This window comes from Stenotrophomonas maltophilia, from assembly GCF_013464485.1.
In the GTDB taxonomy this organism is placed as follows: domain Bacteria; phylum Pseudomonadota; class Gammaproteobacteria; order Xanthomonadales; family Xanthomonadaceae; genus Stenotrophomonas; species Stenotrophomonas maltophilia_AW.
This window is the reverse complement of sequence record NZ_RAUX01000016.1, coordinates 1-14,274: the sequence shown is the minus strand read 5'-3', so window position 1 is coordinate 14,274 and position 14,274 is coordinate 1. Positions and strand designations below refer to the sequence as shown.

Annotated in this window: 12 protein-coding genes; 2 read left to right on the top strand and 10 right to left on the bottom strand. The window is 66.7% G+C overall.

Going from position 1 to position 14,274, the window contains the following annotated elements; translation table 11 throughout:
* The first annotated feature begins 93 nt into the window (after positions 1–93).
* Both rho and D7Y61_RS07615 read left to right on the top strand, forming a co-directional pair.
* Positions 94–1,851, top strand: a complete 1,758-nt coding sequence (gene rho / locus D7Y61_RS07620) for a transcription termination factor Rho (protein ID WP_180865764.1) — start codon at positions 94–96, stop codon at positions 1,849–1,851.
* 207 nt (positions 1,852–2,058) lie between these two features.
* Positions 2,059–3,633 (top strand): sensor domain-containing diguanylate cyclase, encoded by a 1,575-nt coding sequence (locus tag D7Y61_RS07615; protein ID WP_180865763.1) that lies wholly within the window; start codon positions 2,059–2,061, stop codon positions 3,631–3,633.
* 34 nt (positions 3,634–3,667) lie between these two features.
* Here the strand turns inward: D7Y61_RS07615 and D7Y61_RS07610 are convergent, their stop codons facing one another.
* From D7Y61_RS07610 to queF, 10 genes are all read right to left on the bottom strand, one after another.
* Complete coding sequence (locus tag D7Y61_RS07610) at positions 3,668–4,558, bottom strand: energy transducer TonB (RefSeq protein ID WP_180865762.1); 891 nt, start codon at positions 4,556–4,558, stop codon at positions 3,668–3,670.
* Positions 4,559–4,619: 61 nt separating this feature from the next.
* Positions 4,620–6,350 carry a bifunctional isocitrate dehydrogenase kinase/phosphatase gene (gene aceK / locus D7Y61_RS07605; protein ID WP_180865761.1) on the bottom strand — a complete coding sequence of 577 codons (1,731 nt, stop codon included), beginning with the start codon at positions 6,348–6,350 and terminating at the stop codon, positions 4,620–4,622.
* 165 nt (positions 6,351–6,515) lie between these two features.
* Positions 6,516–6,875 carry a hypothetical protein gene (locus tag D7Y61_RS07600; protein WP_005419760.1) on the bottom strand — a complete coding sequence of 120 codons (360 nt, stop codon included), beginning with the start codon at positions 6,873–6,875 and terminating at the stop codon, positions 6,516–6,518.
* A 53-nt stretch (positions 6,876–6,928) separates the two neighbouring features.
* Entirely contained in the window at positions 6,929–7,345 is a 417-nt protein-coding gene (locus D7Y61_RS07595) for a roadblock/LC7 domain-containing protein (RefSeq protein ID WP_180865760.1), read from the bottom strand.
* Positions 7,338–7,886 (bottom strand): GTP-binding protein, encoded by a 549-nt coding sequence (locus D7Y61_RS07590; RefSeq protein ID WP_180865759.1) that lies wholly within the window; start codon positions 7,884–7,886, stop codon positions 7,338–7,340. Before D7Y61_RS07590 ends, D7Y61_RS07595 begins: the two co-directional genes overlap by 8 nt.
* On the bottom strand, positions 7,879–8,844 hold the full coding sequence (locus tag D7Y61_RS07585; protein WP_180865758.1) for a hypothetical protein: 966 nt from the start codon (positions 8,842–8,844) through the stop codon (positions 7,879–7,881). The genes D7Y61_RS07590 and D7Y61_RS07585 overlap by 8 nt, the downstream gene beginning before the upstream one ends.
* A gap of 277 nt (positions 8,845–9,121) precedes the next feature.
* Entirely contained in the window at positions 9,122–11,344 is a 2,223-nt protein-coding gene (locus D7Y61_RS07580) for an NADP-dependent isocitrate dehydrogenase (protein WP_180865757.1), read from the bottom strand.
* A 912-nt stretch (positions 11,345–12,256) separates the two neighbouring features.
* Positions 12,257–12,769: a hypothetical protein gene (locus D7Y61_RS07575; RefSeq protein ID WP_032130280.1), complete on the bottom strand. Its 513-nt coding sequence runs from the start codon at positions 12,767–12,769 to the stop codon at positions 12,257–12,259.
* A 42-nt stretch (positions 12,770–12,811) separates the two neighbouring features.
* Positions 12,812–13,105 carry a LysM peptidoglycan-binding domain-containing protein gene (locus D7Y61_RS07570; protein ID WP_005419771.1) on the bottom strand — a complete coding sequence of 98 codons (294 nt, stop codon included), beginning with the start codon at positions 13,103–13,105 and terminating at the stop codon, positions 12,812–12,814.
* A 210-nt stretch (positions 13,106–13,315) separates the two neighbouring features.
* Positions 13,316–14,134 (bottom strand): NADPH-dependent 7-cyano-7-deazaguanine reductase QueF, encoded by an 819-nt coding sequence (gene queF / locus D7Y61_RS07565; RefSeq protein ID WP_180865756.1) that lies wholly within the window; start codon positions 14,132–14,134, stop codon positions 13,316–13,318.
* Positions 14,135–14,274 lie beyond the last annotated feature (140 nt).

The following is a 14,274-nucleotide window of genomic DNA, read 5'->3' as shown; positions in this document are numbered from 1 at the left end:
GCCGCACCCTCTGGACGCAGTTTCTTCCAGACCCATTCCCAACGTTCGCCGCCCCAGCCGGGCGCTCGCACCTTCAAGCGAGGAATAACGCTCTTGTCCGATAACACTCCCGAAACCGGCAGCGCCGATGCGCCCGCCGAAAAGCGTGTGCGCAAGCCCCGCGTGAGCAAGGCCGCCGCTCCGGCAGCCGCCGAAACCAGCGCCGCTCCGGCGCAGCCGACCCTGCCGCTGGCCACCGCGCCCGAGGCACCGGCCCCCGCCCCCGCACCGAGCGCGCCCGCCGCCGAGGCCCCTGCCAGCAGTGGCGGTGGCGAAGGTGGTGAGGGTCGCGAATCCGGCCAGCCGCGGCAGCAGAACCACCAAGGGGGGGGCCAGAACCAGGGCCAGAACCAGGGCCAGAACCCGTACAACCAGAACGGCCAGCAGGGCCAGGGGCAAGGCCAGGGCAACCGCCGTGACCGCTTCCGCAACCGCCGTGACCGTGACCGCAACAACAACCGCTTCCGCGACGACGGCATGCCCAACGACGGCGGCGAGCAGCAGCCCTTCGTACCTCGCCCGCACGCCAACGTGCCGGAAGGCTTCCCGGTCTATTCGCTGAGCGACCTCAAGCGTATGCCGGCACAGAAGCTGCTGGAAATCGCCGAGCAGCTGCAGATCTCCGAAGGCGTGGCCCGCGCCCGCAAGCAGGATGTGATCTTCGCCCTGCTGAAGGTACTGACCCGCCACGGTGACGGCGTCGCCGCCGACGGCGTGCTGGAAATCCTGCCGGACGGCTTCGGCTTCCTGCGCGCGGCCGAAGCCAGCTACCTGGCCGGCCCGGACGACACCTACATCTCGCCCAGCCAGATCCGCCGCTTCAACCTGCGCACCGGCGACCATATCTCCGGCCGCATCCGCTTCCCGAAGGACGGCGAGCGCTACTTCGCGCTGAACATCGTCGACACCATCAACGGCGAGCCGATCGAAGCGTCGAAGAACAAGGTGCTGTTCGAGAACCTGACCGCGCTGTTCCCGCGCCGCCGGTTCACCCTGGAGCGTGGCAACGGTTCGTCGGAAGACATCACCGGCCGCATCCTCGACCTGATGGCACCGCAGGGCAAGGGCCAGCGCTCGCTCATCGTTTCGCAGCCGAAGGCGGGCAAGACGATGATGATGCAGCAGGTGGCCACGGCCATCACCACCAACCATCCGGACGTGCACCTGATCGTGCTGCTGATCGACGAGCGCCCGGAAGAAGTGACCGAAATGCAGCGCACCGTGCGCGGCGAGGTCATCAGCTCGACCTTCGACGAGCCGGCCGCGCGCCACGTGCAGGTGGCCGAAATGGTCATCGAGCGCGCCAAGCGCCTGGTCGAGCACAAGAAGGACGTGGTGATCCTGCTCGACTCGATCACCCGCTTGGCCCGTGCCTACAACAACGTGGTGCCGAGCTCGGGCAAGGTGCTGACCGGTGGTGTGGACGCCAACGCCCTGCACCGCCCGAAGCGCTTCTTCGGTGCCGCGCGCAACGTGGAAGAAGGCGGCAGCCTGACCATCATCGCCACCGCGCTGGTCGACACCGGCTCGAAGATGGACGAGGTGATCTACGAAGAGTTCAAGGGCACCGGCAACAGCGAAGTGCACCTGAGCCGCCGCATCGCTGAAAAGCGCGTGTTCCCGGCCATCGACATCAACCGTTCGGGCACCCGCCGCGAAGACCTGCTGATCGAGCCGGAACTGCTGCAGAAGATCTGGATCCTGCGCAAGCTGCTGCATCCGATGGATGAAATGGCCGCGATGGAATTCCTGCTGGACAAGATGAAGAACACCAAGTCCAACGACGAGTTCTTCGGTTCGATGAAGCGCTGATCCACGGGGCTGTATCGGAAGAAACCTGCCGCTCGCTGCGGCAGGTTTTTTTTTGCCTGCAGGGCGACGCACTTCACTTCGCCGCCGCCCGCTTTTGGCGATAATCCGCCGGCCCCTGCCCGGCCCTGACGGCCGGGCCACCGATTCCCGCTGTCGCCCCTTCCGGAGAACCGGTCGGGTCCAGCCTCCTGCCGGATCCGTCGACGCATGCGAACGCTGTCTCCCCGCCTCAACCTGGGCAAGCTGATCCTCGCCCTGGCCCTGCTCAGCGCCATCATCGCGCTGGCCAACACGCTGCTGGCCAGCTACCGGGTGCAGCGCGACCAGCTGGTCGGCAACACGCTGGAGGCCAACCGCGTCTATGCCACCAAGCTGGCCGAGACCACCCAGAACTTCCTGCTCGCCGCGCAGCAGCAACTGGCCTATGCCGCCACCCGGCTGGGCGAGGCCGACCTCGATCCGGCCCATGCACAGGACGAAGCCAGCCGCCTGCAGCTGCAGTCCAGCAGCTTCAATTCCTCGTTGGTGGTGGACGCGGACGGCCTGGTGATCGCCACCTCGCCACAGACCCTGCAGCTGCAGGGCGAGGTGCTGCACAGTGTCGGCAACAATGCCGCGCTGGCCGCGCGCCAGCCGATGATCAGCGATCCCTACCAGTCGGCCACCGGCAAGCTGCTGGTCTCGCTGTCGCACCCGATCTTCGACCGCCAAGGCCGCTATCGCGGCTATGTAAGCGGCACCTTGTACCTGCGCCAGCGCAGCGCACTGCATACGTTACTGGGCAAGCACTACTACCGCGATGGCTCCTACCTGTACGTCGTCGACCGCAATGGCCGTCTGCTGTACCACGCCGATGGCAAGCGCGTGGGCGACTACGTGGTCGGCAATCCGGCGGTGAAGGCGGTGGTGCGCGGTGAACGTGGCGCACAGCAGGTGCGCAACAACCGTGGTGTGTCGATGCTGGCCGGCTATGCGCCGGTAGCGGCCACCGGCTGGGGCATCATCGCCCAGCGCCCGACCGAAGCCACGCTGCAGCCGCTGTCGCGGTTGATGACCGCAGTGATCTGGAACGCGATTCCGCTGGGCCTGCTGTCGCTGCTGGTCACCTGGTGGTTCGCGCGCCGCATTTCGATGCCGCTGTGGCAGCTGGCGCGCAATGTGCAGGGCGGCGAGGACACCGGCAATGCGATCAACCATGTCAGTGGCATCCGCGCCTGGTACTTCGAGGTCGCCCAGCTCAAGCAGGCGGTGCTGCACAGCTTCAATGCGCTGCAGGACCGCATCGGCACGCTCAACCGCGCCAGCCGTACCGACCCGCTGACCAGCCTGCTCAACCGCCGCGGGCTGCAGCAGGCGCTGGACGCGCTGCAGGTGCAGGGCATCCCGTTCGCGATCCTGGCGCTGGACATCGATCGCTTCAAGGCGATCAACGACGGTTATGGGCATGACGTCGGCGACAACGCCATCGTCCACATCGCCGACCAGATGCGCCGCTACTCGCGCGACAGCGACATCCTCTGTCGCGCCGGTGGCGAGGAGTTCCTGCTGCTGCTGCCGGGCATCAGTACTGAATCGGCCCGTCAGGCCGGTGAACGCCTGCGCCAGCACATCGCCGACCATCCCTTCGAACCGGTCGGCACCATCACCGTATCGCTGGGCGTGGCCCACTTCCCCAGCTTCCATGTCGACGCCGAGCAGGCATTGCGGCTGGCCGACAAGGCGCTGTACATGGCCAAGGAACAGGGCCGCAACCGGGTGGTGGTCTACCCGTACGCCGACTGACGCGGAGCCAGGCTGCCCGGCTCCGCAGCGGGTCTCAGCTCTGTTGCAGCGGGGTCAGCAGGCGCAGGCCGCGCTTGGCGGCGTCCACCATGTAGACGCCGCCTTCCGGCAGCAGATCGCTGCCGGCCTGCTCGACCGGGTCCGCCTCGTGCCACGGCACGCTCTGCCGCGGCCCCGGAATGAAGGCGCGCCAGCGGCCATAGCGTTCCGCCTCTGCATTGGGATCATGGTTCAGGGCGAAGTTCACCGGGATGCGAACCGTCCAGCTGTCCCGGGTGCTGTCCTCGCCGGTGGTCGGCGGCTTGAAGGTCCACGTGCGGGCGGTGCTGACGCTGGCTCTGGCCAGGATGTCGCGCATCTTGGCCAGGGTCCGCTCGGACGCGACCACAGCCATGTTCACCTGCTCAGCGGCCACGTCGGCCACAGTTCCGTCGCGCGCCACCTTGACCAACAGCAGCACCTCACCCTGGCCACCGTTTCGGTAGGCCGCCTCCGGGTAGCGCGGCGGTGTCATGTGCAGCGGGGTCACCGAATCAGTAGCCTTCGGATCGTACTCGCTGAAGTCGACACTGGTCATGCTGATGTCATAACCGCCGTCGGCCGCAGCCTTGCCGCGCAGGCGAACGCGCAAAGGGGCCCGCGTGGCCACCGCCTGGCCATCGCGCAGCGTGGGTTCGAAGCGCCAGCCACCAATGGTGCCTTCCACGAAGGAGGCGATGCTCGGGGCGACCATGGCTTTCTGGTCCAGCACCAGCGAACTGACCGCGCCCTCCGGCGTGACCTCGATATGACCGGACAGCACCATGCTCATTTCCGCAGTCGCACGTACAGCACGCGCGGTCTGCGCAGTGGCGTCGCCTGCAAGCAGGGGGGCGCCGGCACCTACGGCCAGCGCGAGGGCGAGAAACAGTGGGGAACGCATCATTGCCGGATCCTTGGTGATGAACGGCGAGCGTACCTCAGTCCCAACACCCATGACAGCCGGCTCAGGCCAGCCGGTGTGCGCCCGCATAGGGCGGTGTATCCGGATAGTCCCCTCGTGCGAAGCGTTCCTGCAGGCCTTGCCACCAGCCCGGATCGAACAGGTGCCGGTAGTGCTCGCGCACGGCTGCCAGCTCCGCAGCCGGCAGGCCCATGAACGGACCGAAGCGCTCGGGAAACACATCGCGCGGGCCAACATGGAACCAGGGCTCGTCGGCCATCGCCTCCTCCGGCGTACGCGGCTGCGGCCAGGCGCGGAATACACAGTCGCTGACCAGGCACAGTTCGTCATAGTCGTAGAACACCGCCCGCCCGTGCCGCGACACGCCGAAGTTCTTCGGCAGCATGTCCCCGGGGAAGATGTTGTTGCGCGCCATGTCGGTGATCGCCTGCGCGTAATCCAGCGCCGCTGCACGTATCGCCTCCCCGCCCTGTTCGCGCAGGTACAGATTCAATGGACGGAAGCGGCGCTGCACATAGCACAACGCAATCTCCACCTCATCGCCATCGATGCGCACGCTCTGCGCGCACTGCTGCAGCAGTTCGTCCAGCAGCGCCGGTGCGAAGCGGTCACGCGGGAACCGCAGGTGGCGATAAGGCTGTGCATCAAGCAGGCGACCGACACGATCAAGGTTGAACACCAGTGCGTACTTCTCTTCCACCTGCTGGCGTGACATCGCTTTCGGCCAGGCGAATCGGTCGCGGATCAGCTTGAACACCAGCGGATAGCTGGGCAGCGTGAACACCGCCATGACCATGCCGGGCGTGCCTTCGGCATGCACCAGCCGCTCCTGCGGGTGCTCGTTGAAGTGGCGGAAGAAGGTGCGGTAGCGCTCGGTCTTGCCCTGCTTGGCACGGCCCAGCACGGTGTAGATCTCATCGATGGGCTTGCCTGGCAGCAGGCTGCGCAGGAACACCACCGCATCGCCCACCGTGGCCAGGTTGGCCTGGAAGTAGCTGCGCGACACGCCGAACAGGTGAGCCACGTCGCGGCGCCGGGTCAGCACCGCATCGGCACGCAGCCCACGCTCGTCGTTGACCAGCGCGATCACGCACGGCGAGAACCGATGCTCGCCGAACACGCGGCCGACCAGATAGGCACGACGCTCGCGGTAGAACACGGTATCGAGCAGTTCGATGCTGCGCACCGGCGTGTCACCCCAATGGGCAAGATCGTCCTGCAGGCGCACGGCGATGGCCGCGGCGCACCGCAGCTGGTGCGCATAGGGAACATCGAAGCGGTAGTCGGCCAGCACCCGCTGCAGTGCCTCCACCGGCCGCGTCGGCGAGACGGCATAGGTATGGCGCGCGACGGGATGGGTGATGGCGTCGGAAGGCTCGACATCGAAGGCGATGAACTCCAGTGCCGGGTCCACGCCACGAGTGGCGAACAGGCGCCGCGACAGCGTGTTGTAGAAGGTCTTGTACAGCTCGGCGTCGATCAGGCCCTGCAGCAGCGCGCTGTAGCCGGCGTGCACCTGCAACCACAGCGCGCGCTCGCCGATCGCGTCACCGGCGAGGCGGCGCAACGCATCCATCTGCTCGGCGATGCACAGGTCGTACAGCGCGATGCGCTCGACCGCGTCCTGCCGGGCACTGGCCCAGTCGCGCTGCTCGAAGCGCTGCCGCGCGCGCGCGGAGATCGCCGCGAAGCGGGCGTGGTACTGCTCGAAACCATCGCGGATGACGCCGGCAATGCGCGGCGCCAGCTCGGCAGCGATGTCAGGCTCGGACATGCGTGGCTCACCCGGTAGGACCGGCTTCACCATACGCTGGCGTGGGGTGGCTTGTGTAGAGCCGAGCCCATGCTCGGCTGATCCAGGCAGAAGCAGCCGAGCATGGCTCGGCTCTACAGTTGCAAAGAGCAGTCGGGCGGGCTCGACTCTACCGAAGCCAATGGCTCAGATCGCCAGTTCGGCCTCCACGTCCTGCACCTTGCGCCGGGCCAATGCCAGGTTGGACTTGGTACGGTCCAGCACGATGTAGAAGAACAGCCCCTTCTTCTTCGCCACCGGGCGCATGATGTGGTACGCCTTGCCCAGCGAGATCAGGATGTCTTCGATGCTGTCGTTGAGATTCAGCGATGCGGCGGTCTTCATCTTGGCGCGGATCACTTCGGTGTTGCCGGCGGCGGCCACTTCCATGTCCATGCCGGCACCGGCCTCGCCCAGCAGCATGCCGCTTTCGTAGTCGACCAGCGCCACTGCCTGCGCGCCGTCGATACCCATCAGTGCATTCAACGATTCATTCAATCCAGCCACGTCGCACCCCTTGTCGGTGTTGGTTCGAGCCCCTCGTTCCCCTGCGGACGGGCTCACGGTCCGCCGAGTTCGGCCAGGATCGCCTGGCCACATTCCCTGCTCTGCCACAGCACCTGGCCGATCACGCTGCGCTGGTCGCAGGCCGCCATCAGCAGCAGCGGTGCACGACCTTCGGCCTGGATCGCCAGCATCAGCACCTTGCCGCCTGCGGCCTCCAGCATCAGCGTCTGCAGATCTCCCAGCAACAGTTCACGCCCGACCGCCGCGGCCAGCGCCAGCATCGCGCTGGTCATCGCTGCCAGGCGTTCGCCGCGTCCTTCGGCACCGGCGCTGACCAGGGCAAAGCCATCGATGCTGGCCAGCACCACCGTACGCACGCCTTCCACCCGCTGCTGGAGGCCCTGCAGCAGCGGCTGCAGGCGCTCACGCTGGCCAGCGTCAGGCAGGACCGCCACCTGCCCGTCAGCCATGCGCCGCCACCAGTGCGTGCGCTTCCATTTCGCTCATCAATACATCCATCAGCAACAATCCCTGGTCTCGGTCACGGGCATCCACGGCCAGCAGGGGCAGCGGCTGGCCATCAAGGCAGGCGCGTGCAGCCCAATCGTCCACTGCGGCCTGCGGCACCCGGTCCAGGTGGGTGATCGCCACCACCAGCGCCAAGGCCGATGCGAACGGCTGCAGCACCTGCAGGTAGCCCTCCAGTTCGGTCGCAATGCCCGCACGACGCGCATCCAGCAGCAGCACGGCGCCGCTGGCACCCTGAAGCAGGATCGGCCACAGGAAGTCGAAACGCTGCTGGCCCGGCGTGCCATACAAACGCAGGCGTTCGCCGTTGGGCAGGTCGATGTCTGCATAGTCCAGCGCCACGGTGGTGGACGCCTTGTCGGCACCGACGCGGTCACTGTTGGCCACATCAGTGTCGATCACCGCTCCGGCCGCGATGCTGCGCACCAGGGTCGACTTGCCGCTGCCCATGCCGCCCAGCACCACCACCTTGTGCTCACGCATTGCGCTCGCTCCCACGCAGGTGCCGCCACAAGCGGGCCAGCAGGCCGCTGTCGGCCCCCTTGCCACGTATCGCCGTCACCGGGGCCGCCGGCATGGACTGCAGCTGCGCATAGCCGCACAGGTAGGCGGCATGGATGAAGTCGCGCACGGCGGCCACCGGCAGCTCGAGCAGCATCGCGCACTCGTCTACCGTGCATGCACGCTTGAGCAGCAACGAGCACAAGCGGAAGCCATCGTGGTCATGACCCAGCACGCGGAAATCGGGCCAGCGCAGCAGCTTCACCGAAGCACTGTGCAGGCGCTCGTCCAGTGCCTGCCAATGGCGGCTGCGTTGTGCCCACTGCCACAGCAGGGGCCGTAGTGGCTGGCGTGGCCGCTCACCGGCCAGGGCATGCAGGCGCGCCGGCGTCAGCGCATCCAGCTGCAGGCGCTCGAAGGCATCGGCCAGGCGTTCGACCAGCGCAGCCGCGGGCTCCTGCAACAACACGGCCTGGTCGTGTTCCAGGTCCATCAGCAGTACCGGCTCTCCGGCATCGCAGAGCAGGGCCTGGCCCTGGCGCAACGGCAGGCGCTCCCGCAGGAGGCGGGTGATGGCGTGTGCACCATCGGCCAGGCGGATCGGTGCGGGTGCGTGCATGGCCAGGGGCTCCACTGCCAACTGCATCCCGCGCAGGGCGCGGCCGATGGCACCGTCATCAAGTATGTCCTGATGGCCATCGCCGTCGCGCAGCTGGCCGCCCAGGTCTTCGATCCAGCACTGCAGTCGCGGGCGTTGCTCGCGCATGCGAAGGGCCGCATTGCGCAGCGCCGGCGTATCGCGGATGACCAGCAGGTCGCAGTCGTCCAGGTCCTGGCTGCGACGGATCTGGCCGTCCGGCAGCGCAGACGCCAAACGCAGCCGTTGCAGCAGGGCCTGCTCGCCCTGGATGTCGGTTCCCACTACCAGCACGCGTGCCATCCGTGTTCCCCGTGCGGCCACCTCCCCGGTGGCCTCGCGTCGCCAAGGCTAGGGCATCGCCAGCGGCAGCCGTCGTGATCGACTGCTCAGATCGGGAGCGGTTGCAGACGGTGTCCGATCGGTTCTGCGACGGCCATCGCGGGCAAGTTTCATGCCCCTTTGACGGCATTCCGACAGCCGACGGAAGTCACGGTTCTGGACGGGGGGCGAATGGGGCCACCCAAAAAAGAAACCCGCGCCGAAGCGCGGGTTCCGGGGTCAAGCGGGCGGCGATGGATCAGCCACGCAGCTGCTCCAGCGCGGCGTTGAAGGTCGCGCTCGGGCGCATCGCCTTGCTGGCCTTGGCCACGTCCGGGCGGTAGTAGCCGCCGATGTCCACGGCCTTGCCCTGCACCGCGATCAGCTCTTCAACGATCTTCTGCTCGTTGTCGGTCAGCGCCTTGGCCAGCGGAGCGAAGCGCGCCTTCAATGCGGCATCGTCGTTCTGCGCAGCCAGCGCCTGCGCCCAGTACAGGGCGATGTAGAAGTGGCTGCCACGGTTGTCGATGCCACCGAGCTTGCGCGACGGCGACTTGTCGTTGTCCAGGAACTGGCCGTTGGCTTCGTCCAGCGCCTTGGCCAGCACACGGGCGGCAGCGTTGTCGTAGCGGTTGCCCAGGTGTTCCAGCGAGGCGGCCAGGGCCAGGAACTCACCCAGCGAATCCCAGCGCAGGTAGTCCTCTTCGACGAACTGCTGTACGTGCTTCGGCGCCGAACCACCGGCGCCGGTCTCGAACAGGCCACCACCGGCCATCAGCGGCACGATCGACAGCATCTTGGCGCTGGTGCCCAGCTCCATGATCGGGAACAGGTCGGTCAGGTAATCGCGCAGCACGTTGCCGGTCACCGAGATGGTGTCTTCGCCCTTGCGGATGCGGTCCAGCGAGAAGGCCGTAGCTTCCACCGGCGGCAGGATACGGATGTCCAGGCCGTTGGTGTCGTGGTCCTTCAGGTACTGCTCGACCTTGGCGATGACCTGCGCGTCGTGGGCGCGGGCGGCATCCAGCCAGAACACGGCCGGAGTGCTGCTCAGGCGGGCGCGTTCGACAGCCAGCTTCACCCAGTCCTGGATCGGTGCGTCCTTGGTCTGGCACATGCGCCAGATGTCACCGGCTTCCACGGCGTGTTCGAACACCACGGTGCCCGCGTCGTCGGTGACCTTGACCACGCCGTCGGCGACGATCTGGAAGGTCTTGTCATGCGAGCCGTACTCTTCAGCCTTCTGCGCCATCAGGCCGACGTTCGGCACCGAGCCCATGGTGGCCGGGTCGAAGGCACCGTGCGCCTTGCAGTCGTCGATGACGGCCTGGTACACGCCGGCGTAGCAGCGGTCCGGAATGACCGCCTTGGTGTCCTGCAGCTTGCCTTCGGCATTCCACATCTTGCCGGAGTCGCGGATCATCGCCGGCATCGAGGCGTCGACGATCACGTCGCTCGGCACGTGCAGGTTGGTGATGCCCTTGTCCGAGTTGACCATGGCCACGCCCGGGCGCTGTGCGTACTCGGCAGCCAGGTCGGTTTCGATCGCAGCGCGGGTGGCTTCGGGCAGCGACGGCAGGCGCGCGGCCAGATCACCAATGCCGTTGTTGGCATCGAAACCGGCCTGCTTCAACACGTCGGCGTGCTTGGCCAGCACGTCCTTGTAGAACTCGTTGACCACCACGCCGAACATGATCGGGTCGGAGACCTTCATCATCGTCGCCTTCAGGTGCAGCGAGAACAGTACGCCCTGCGCCTTGGCATCGGCGATCTGCTCACCGATGAACGCGGCCAGTGCCTTGCGGCTCATGACGGCGGCATCGACGATCTCGCCGACCTTGACCGCGGTCTTCTCCTTCAGCACGACGGCGCTGCCGTCCTTGCCGTGGAAGGTGATCTTCAGCGCACCGGCGTTGGCCACGGTGGCCGACTTCTCGCTGCCATAGAAATCACCGGCGGCCATGTGCGCGACGTGCGACTTCGAATCCGACGCCCAGGCGCCCATGCGGTGCGGGTGCTTGCGCGCGTAGTTCTTCACCGACAGCGGTGCGCGGCGGTCCGAATTGCCTTCGCGCAGCACCGGGTTCACCGCACTGCCCTTGACCTTGTCGTAGCGCGCCTTGTAGTCGCGCTGCTGGTCGTCGGCAGGGGTTTCCGGGTAATCCGGCAGCGGGTAACCCTGGTCCTGCAGTTCCTTGATGGCCGCCTTCAGCTGCGGCACCGAGGCGGAGATGTTCGGCAGCTTGATGATGTTGGCGTCCGGGGTGGTCGCCAGCTGGCCCAGCTCGGCCAGGTCGTCGCTGACCTTCTGCGCGTCACTGAGCAGTTCCGGGAACAGCGACAGGATGCGGCCGGACAGCGAGATGTCACGGGTTTCCACCACAATGCCTGCGGTGGCGGTGTAGGCGCCGACGATCGGCAGCAGCGACTGGGTGGCCAGGAACGGTGCTTCGTCGGTCAGCGTGTAGAGGATCTTGGACATGGGGGACTTGGACTCTGTAGCAATGCTCAGGGGAAGGCCGGCGCCAGCGCCGGGCCACGTGCAACCGTGTCGCGCGCGGGGCCGAGCCCCACGCTTTCCCCGTCGCCGTCAGGGTGGGCGCGCGGCGGGGAAACCCCTGCATTGTCGCGTTTTCAGCCGCGCGGGGCAAAGCCGTGCCATACGCGGCGGTACTGGACCGCTGTGTTTCGTCGTTGGCTCGCTTCCGGTCTGGAACCCGAGGCTTGATGGCTAGTTCGACTTCCCGCTCGTGGAGGCACGCATGACCCACTCCGACAATCGCTGCCCCCACTCGGCACGCCTCGGACAGGTCAACGTCTGTGCGCGCTTGCTTTGCTGGAAATTGCAGACACGGAATCCCCCAACGACGGCGGCCAGGCTGGCGAGTTCATCAGCCGTCGCTGCAGCACCTCGGATGTGCAGCGAACCGGCGTCAGACGATCCGGGCCGAATGTAGACATCGTACCTAGTGGAACGTCCTTCCGACCTTACGTATCCCGACACGGCATATCCGCCGTCCGTGAAACGAAGATCCGGCGTGCTTCCTGACGCAGGCTTTTCGGGGGCGTCGCCCTCGTAGATCAGGGCGATTTCCCTACCATCATGCCTGATGCGGTGCAGACCAAAGTCAACAGGTGCCTCGTAGGTCACGGACATGCCTGTCGGCACGCGCACACAGGCGCCGTATAGGAAGTGGTCGCAACTGTAGCTCCAGAGATTTACTGGTCCCATTGCGAGTGTGAGCGCAATCCAGCTGAACATCCTGTCTCCCGACCTGTCCGTGTTCCGTTCAGCGTATCCCGGTAGCCCCCAAAGCGGCATCGCCCAATAAAAAAGGACGCAGCCTCGCGGCTGCGTCCATCGTGAGCCCTGCCGGGAGAGAGTCGGCAGGACTTACTTGACCTCGAACTCCTGCGGCGTTCCGGCCGCCTTGCCATCGACGGTGACTTCGGCCCGGTACTTGCCGGCCGGCCAGCCCTTTGCATTCTTGAACGTGACGTTGGTGGTTTCTGCACCGCTGGTGTTCAGTGTGGCGTTCTGTTCACCGGCCACCTGGCCGTCCTGGTAGGTCAGCTTCGCGCCAACGGTGACGTTGTTGGCGGCACCGTCGGTCTTGACCGAGACAATGACGTCGTCCTTCGGTGCGAACAATGCCGTGGTCGCAACCGACTTGTCGGCGGCTGCGGTCTTGCCGACCGTGACCGCCGATACGCTCACTGCAGCGGCTTCGGCCATCGGCGGCGGCGCGCCGGTCATCGGTGCGGGTGCTGCCGGTTCGGCCGGAGCGGTCGCTGCCGGAGCGGCGTTGCTGTCGGTCGACTCTTCTTTCTTCTTGCAACCGACCAAGGCGACGCTGCCCAGCAGGGCGGCGATCAGGGCGGTCTGGAGCGGGGTGGTCTTGATCATTCGGGGTTCCTCCCAGGGATTGTCGGACGACGTTCGGCCGGCTTACTTCGGCGGCAGTTTCAGGGTCTGGCCCGGGAAGATCTTGTCCGGGTCATCAAGCACATCGCGGTTGGCTTCGAAGATCTTCTTCCAGGCATTGGCGTCGCCCAGATGCTGCTTGGCGATCTTCGACAGCGAGTCACCCTTCTGCACGGTATAGGTGCCGCCGCTGACAACGTCTGCGGTGCTGTCCACCGAGGCGCTGACGCCGGAGAAGTCCGCCTTCGGCACCTGCTCGGCGGTACTGTCGACACTGCCACTGACGCCGGAGAAATCGGCTTTCTTCTCGGTACTCATCCACAACTCCCGTCTGCATGACTACGTGGTTCGCACGGTGCCATGGAGGTTGTTAAATGGGGATGGTGCAGATGTGAAGCCGCCCCCCGGGGCGGCTGAACAATCGGGAGAGAAGGTGTGCGGTAGTGCCGGCCGCTGGCCGGCGGTGCTGGGCTTGGCCGCGGTGCTCGCCGGGCATGGCCCGGCACAACGGGCGACCGCCTGCGGCGGTTACTGCCGCAGTTCGCGATAGGTCGCAGCCGGGGCAGCGATGCCGGGGCTGGCACGCCAGGGATTGATATCCAGGCCACCACGGCGGGTGTAGCGGGCCTCCACTTCCAGCCATTGCGGCTGGCAGCGCGTAGACACTTCGCTGAAGATCCGTTCAACGCACTGTTCGTGGAACTCGGCGTGCTCGCGGTAGCTGATGAGGTAGCGCAGCAGTCCGGCGCGGTCGATCTTCGGTCCGCGGTAACGCAGGCTGACCGTGGCCCAGTCCGGCTGGCCGGTGACCGGGCAGTTGGACTTCAGCAGCGCCGAGACCAGGGTCTCTTCCACCACCTCGCCCGCATCGGCGGCGAGGAAGTCCGCCTGCGGCGGACCGTAGCAGTCGATCTCCACGTCCAGCCCGTCGATGGATTCACCGAGCGGCGTCTCACGCAGGCCCGGCAGGCCGAACTCGACCTGGACCGGCGCACCGGCGCAGGCCGACAGGTCGGCCACCAGGCGCTCGCGCAGTGCCTCGGCGCTGTCGATGCGGGTGCTGTTGAGGGAGTTGAGGTACAGCTTGAACGACTTCGATTCGATCAACCGCGGCGAGGTGCACGGCACCTGCACGGTGGCCACGGCCACCTGCGGCTTGCCGCGCGGGTCGAGCCAGCTCAGCTCGAAGGCGTGCCAGCGGTCATGGCCGACGAACGGCAGCGCGGCGTCATCGAGGCCGATCTCGGCGCGGGCACCGCTGCGGGGGATGGGAAACAGCAGGCCGGGATCGTACTGCGACGGGTAACTGACCTCGCGACCGAGGCTGGAATCCTGTGGGGTGTTCATGGTGGGCATTGTATCGCGCGGAGGGCGGGCCTTCGGCCGGGCCGGCCAGCGGCGGAGCCCCTCCGTGGTGGGTGGGTCGCGGGAAGCCCCGACTCCCGGATGCGGGCCGGGGGGGGGGGGGGGGGGGGGGGGGGGGGAGG

Bases quoted from the DNA above. Each gene is read 5' to 3' on its own strand.
- D7Y61_RS07615 (WP_180865763.1), top strand. From the start codon at position 2,059: ATGCGAACGCTGTCTCCCCGCCTCAACCTGGGCAAGCTGATCCTCGCC.
- D7Y61_RS07610 (WP_180865762.1), bottom strand. From the start codon at position 4,558: ATGATGCGTTCCCCACTGTTTCTCGCCCTCGCGCTGGCCGTAGGTGCC.
- aceK (WP_180865761.1), bottom strand. From the start codon at position 6,350: ATGTCCGAGCCTGACATCGCTGCCGAGCTGGCGCCGCGCATTGCCGGC.
- D7Y61_RS07595 (WP_180865760.1), bottom strand. From the start codon at position 7,345: ATGGCTGACGGGCAGGTGGCGGTCCTGCCTGACGCTGGCCAGCGTGAG.
- D7Y61_RS07590 (WP_180865759.1), bottom strand. From the start codon at position 7,886: ATGCGTGAGCACAAGGTGGTGGTGCTGGGCGGCATGGGCAGCGGCAAG.
- D7Y61_RS07585 (WP_180865758.1), bottom strand. From the start codon at position 8,844: ATGGCACGCGTGCTGGTAGTGGGAACCGACATCCAGGGCGAGCAGGCC.
- D7Y61_RS07580 (WP_180865757.1), bottom strand. From the start codon at position 11,344: ATGTCCAAGATCCTCTACACGCTGACCGACGAAGCACCGTTCCTGGCC.
- D7Y61_RS07575 (WP_032130280.1), bottom strand. From the start codon at position 12,769: ATGATCAAGACCACCCCGCTCCAGACCGCCCTGATCGCCGCCCTGCTG.
- D7Y61_RS07570 (WP_005419771.1), bottom strand. From the start codon at position 13,105: ATGAGTACCGAGAAGAAAGCCGATTTCTCCGGCGTCAGTGGCAGTGTC.
- queF (WP_180865756.1), bottom strand. From the start codon at position 14,134: ATGAACACCCCACAGGATTCCAGCCTCGGTCGCGAGGTCAGTTACCCG.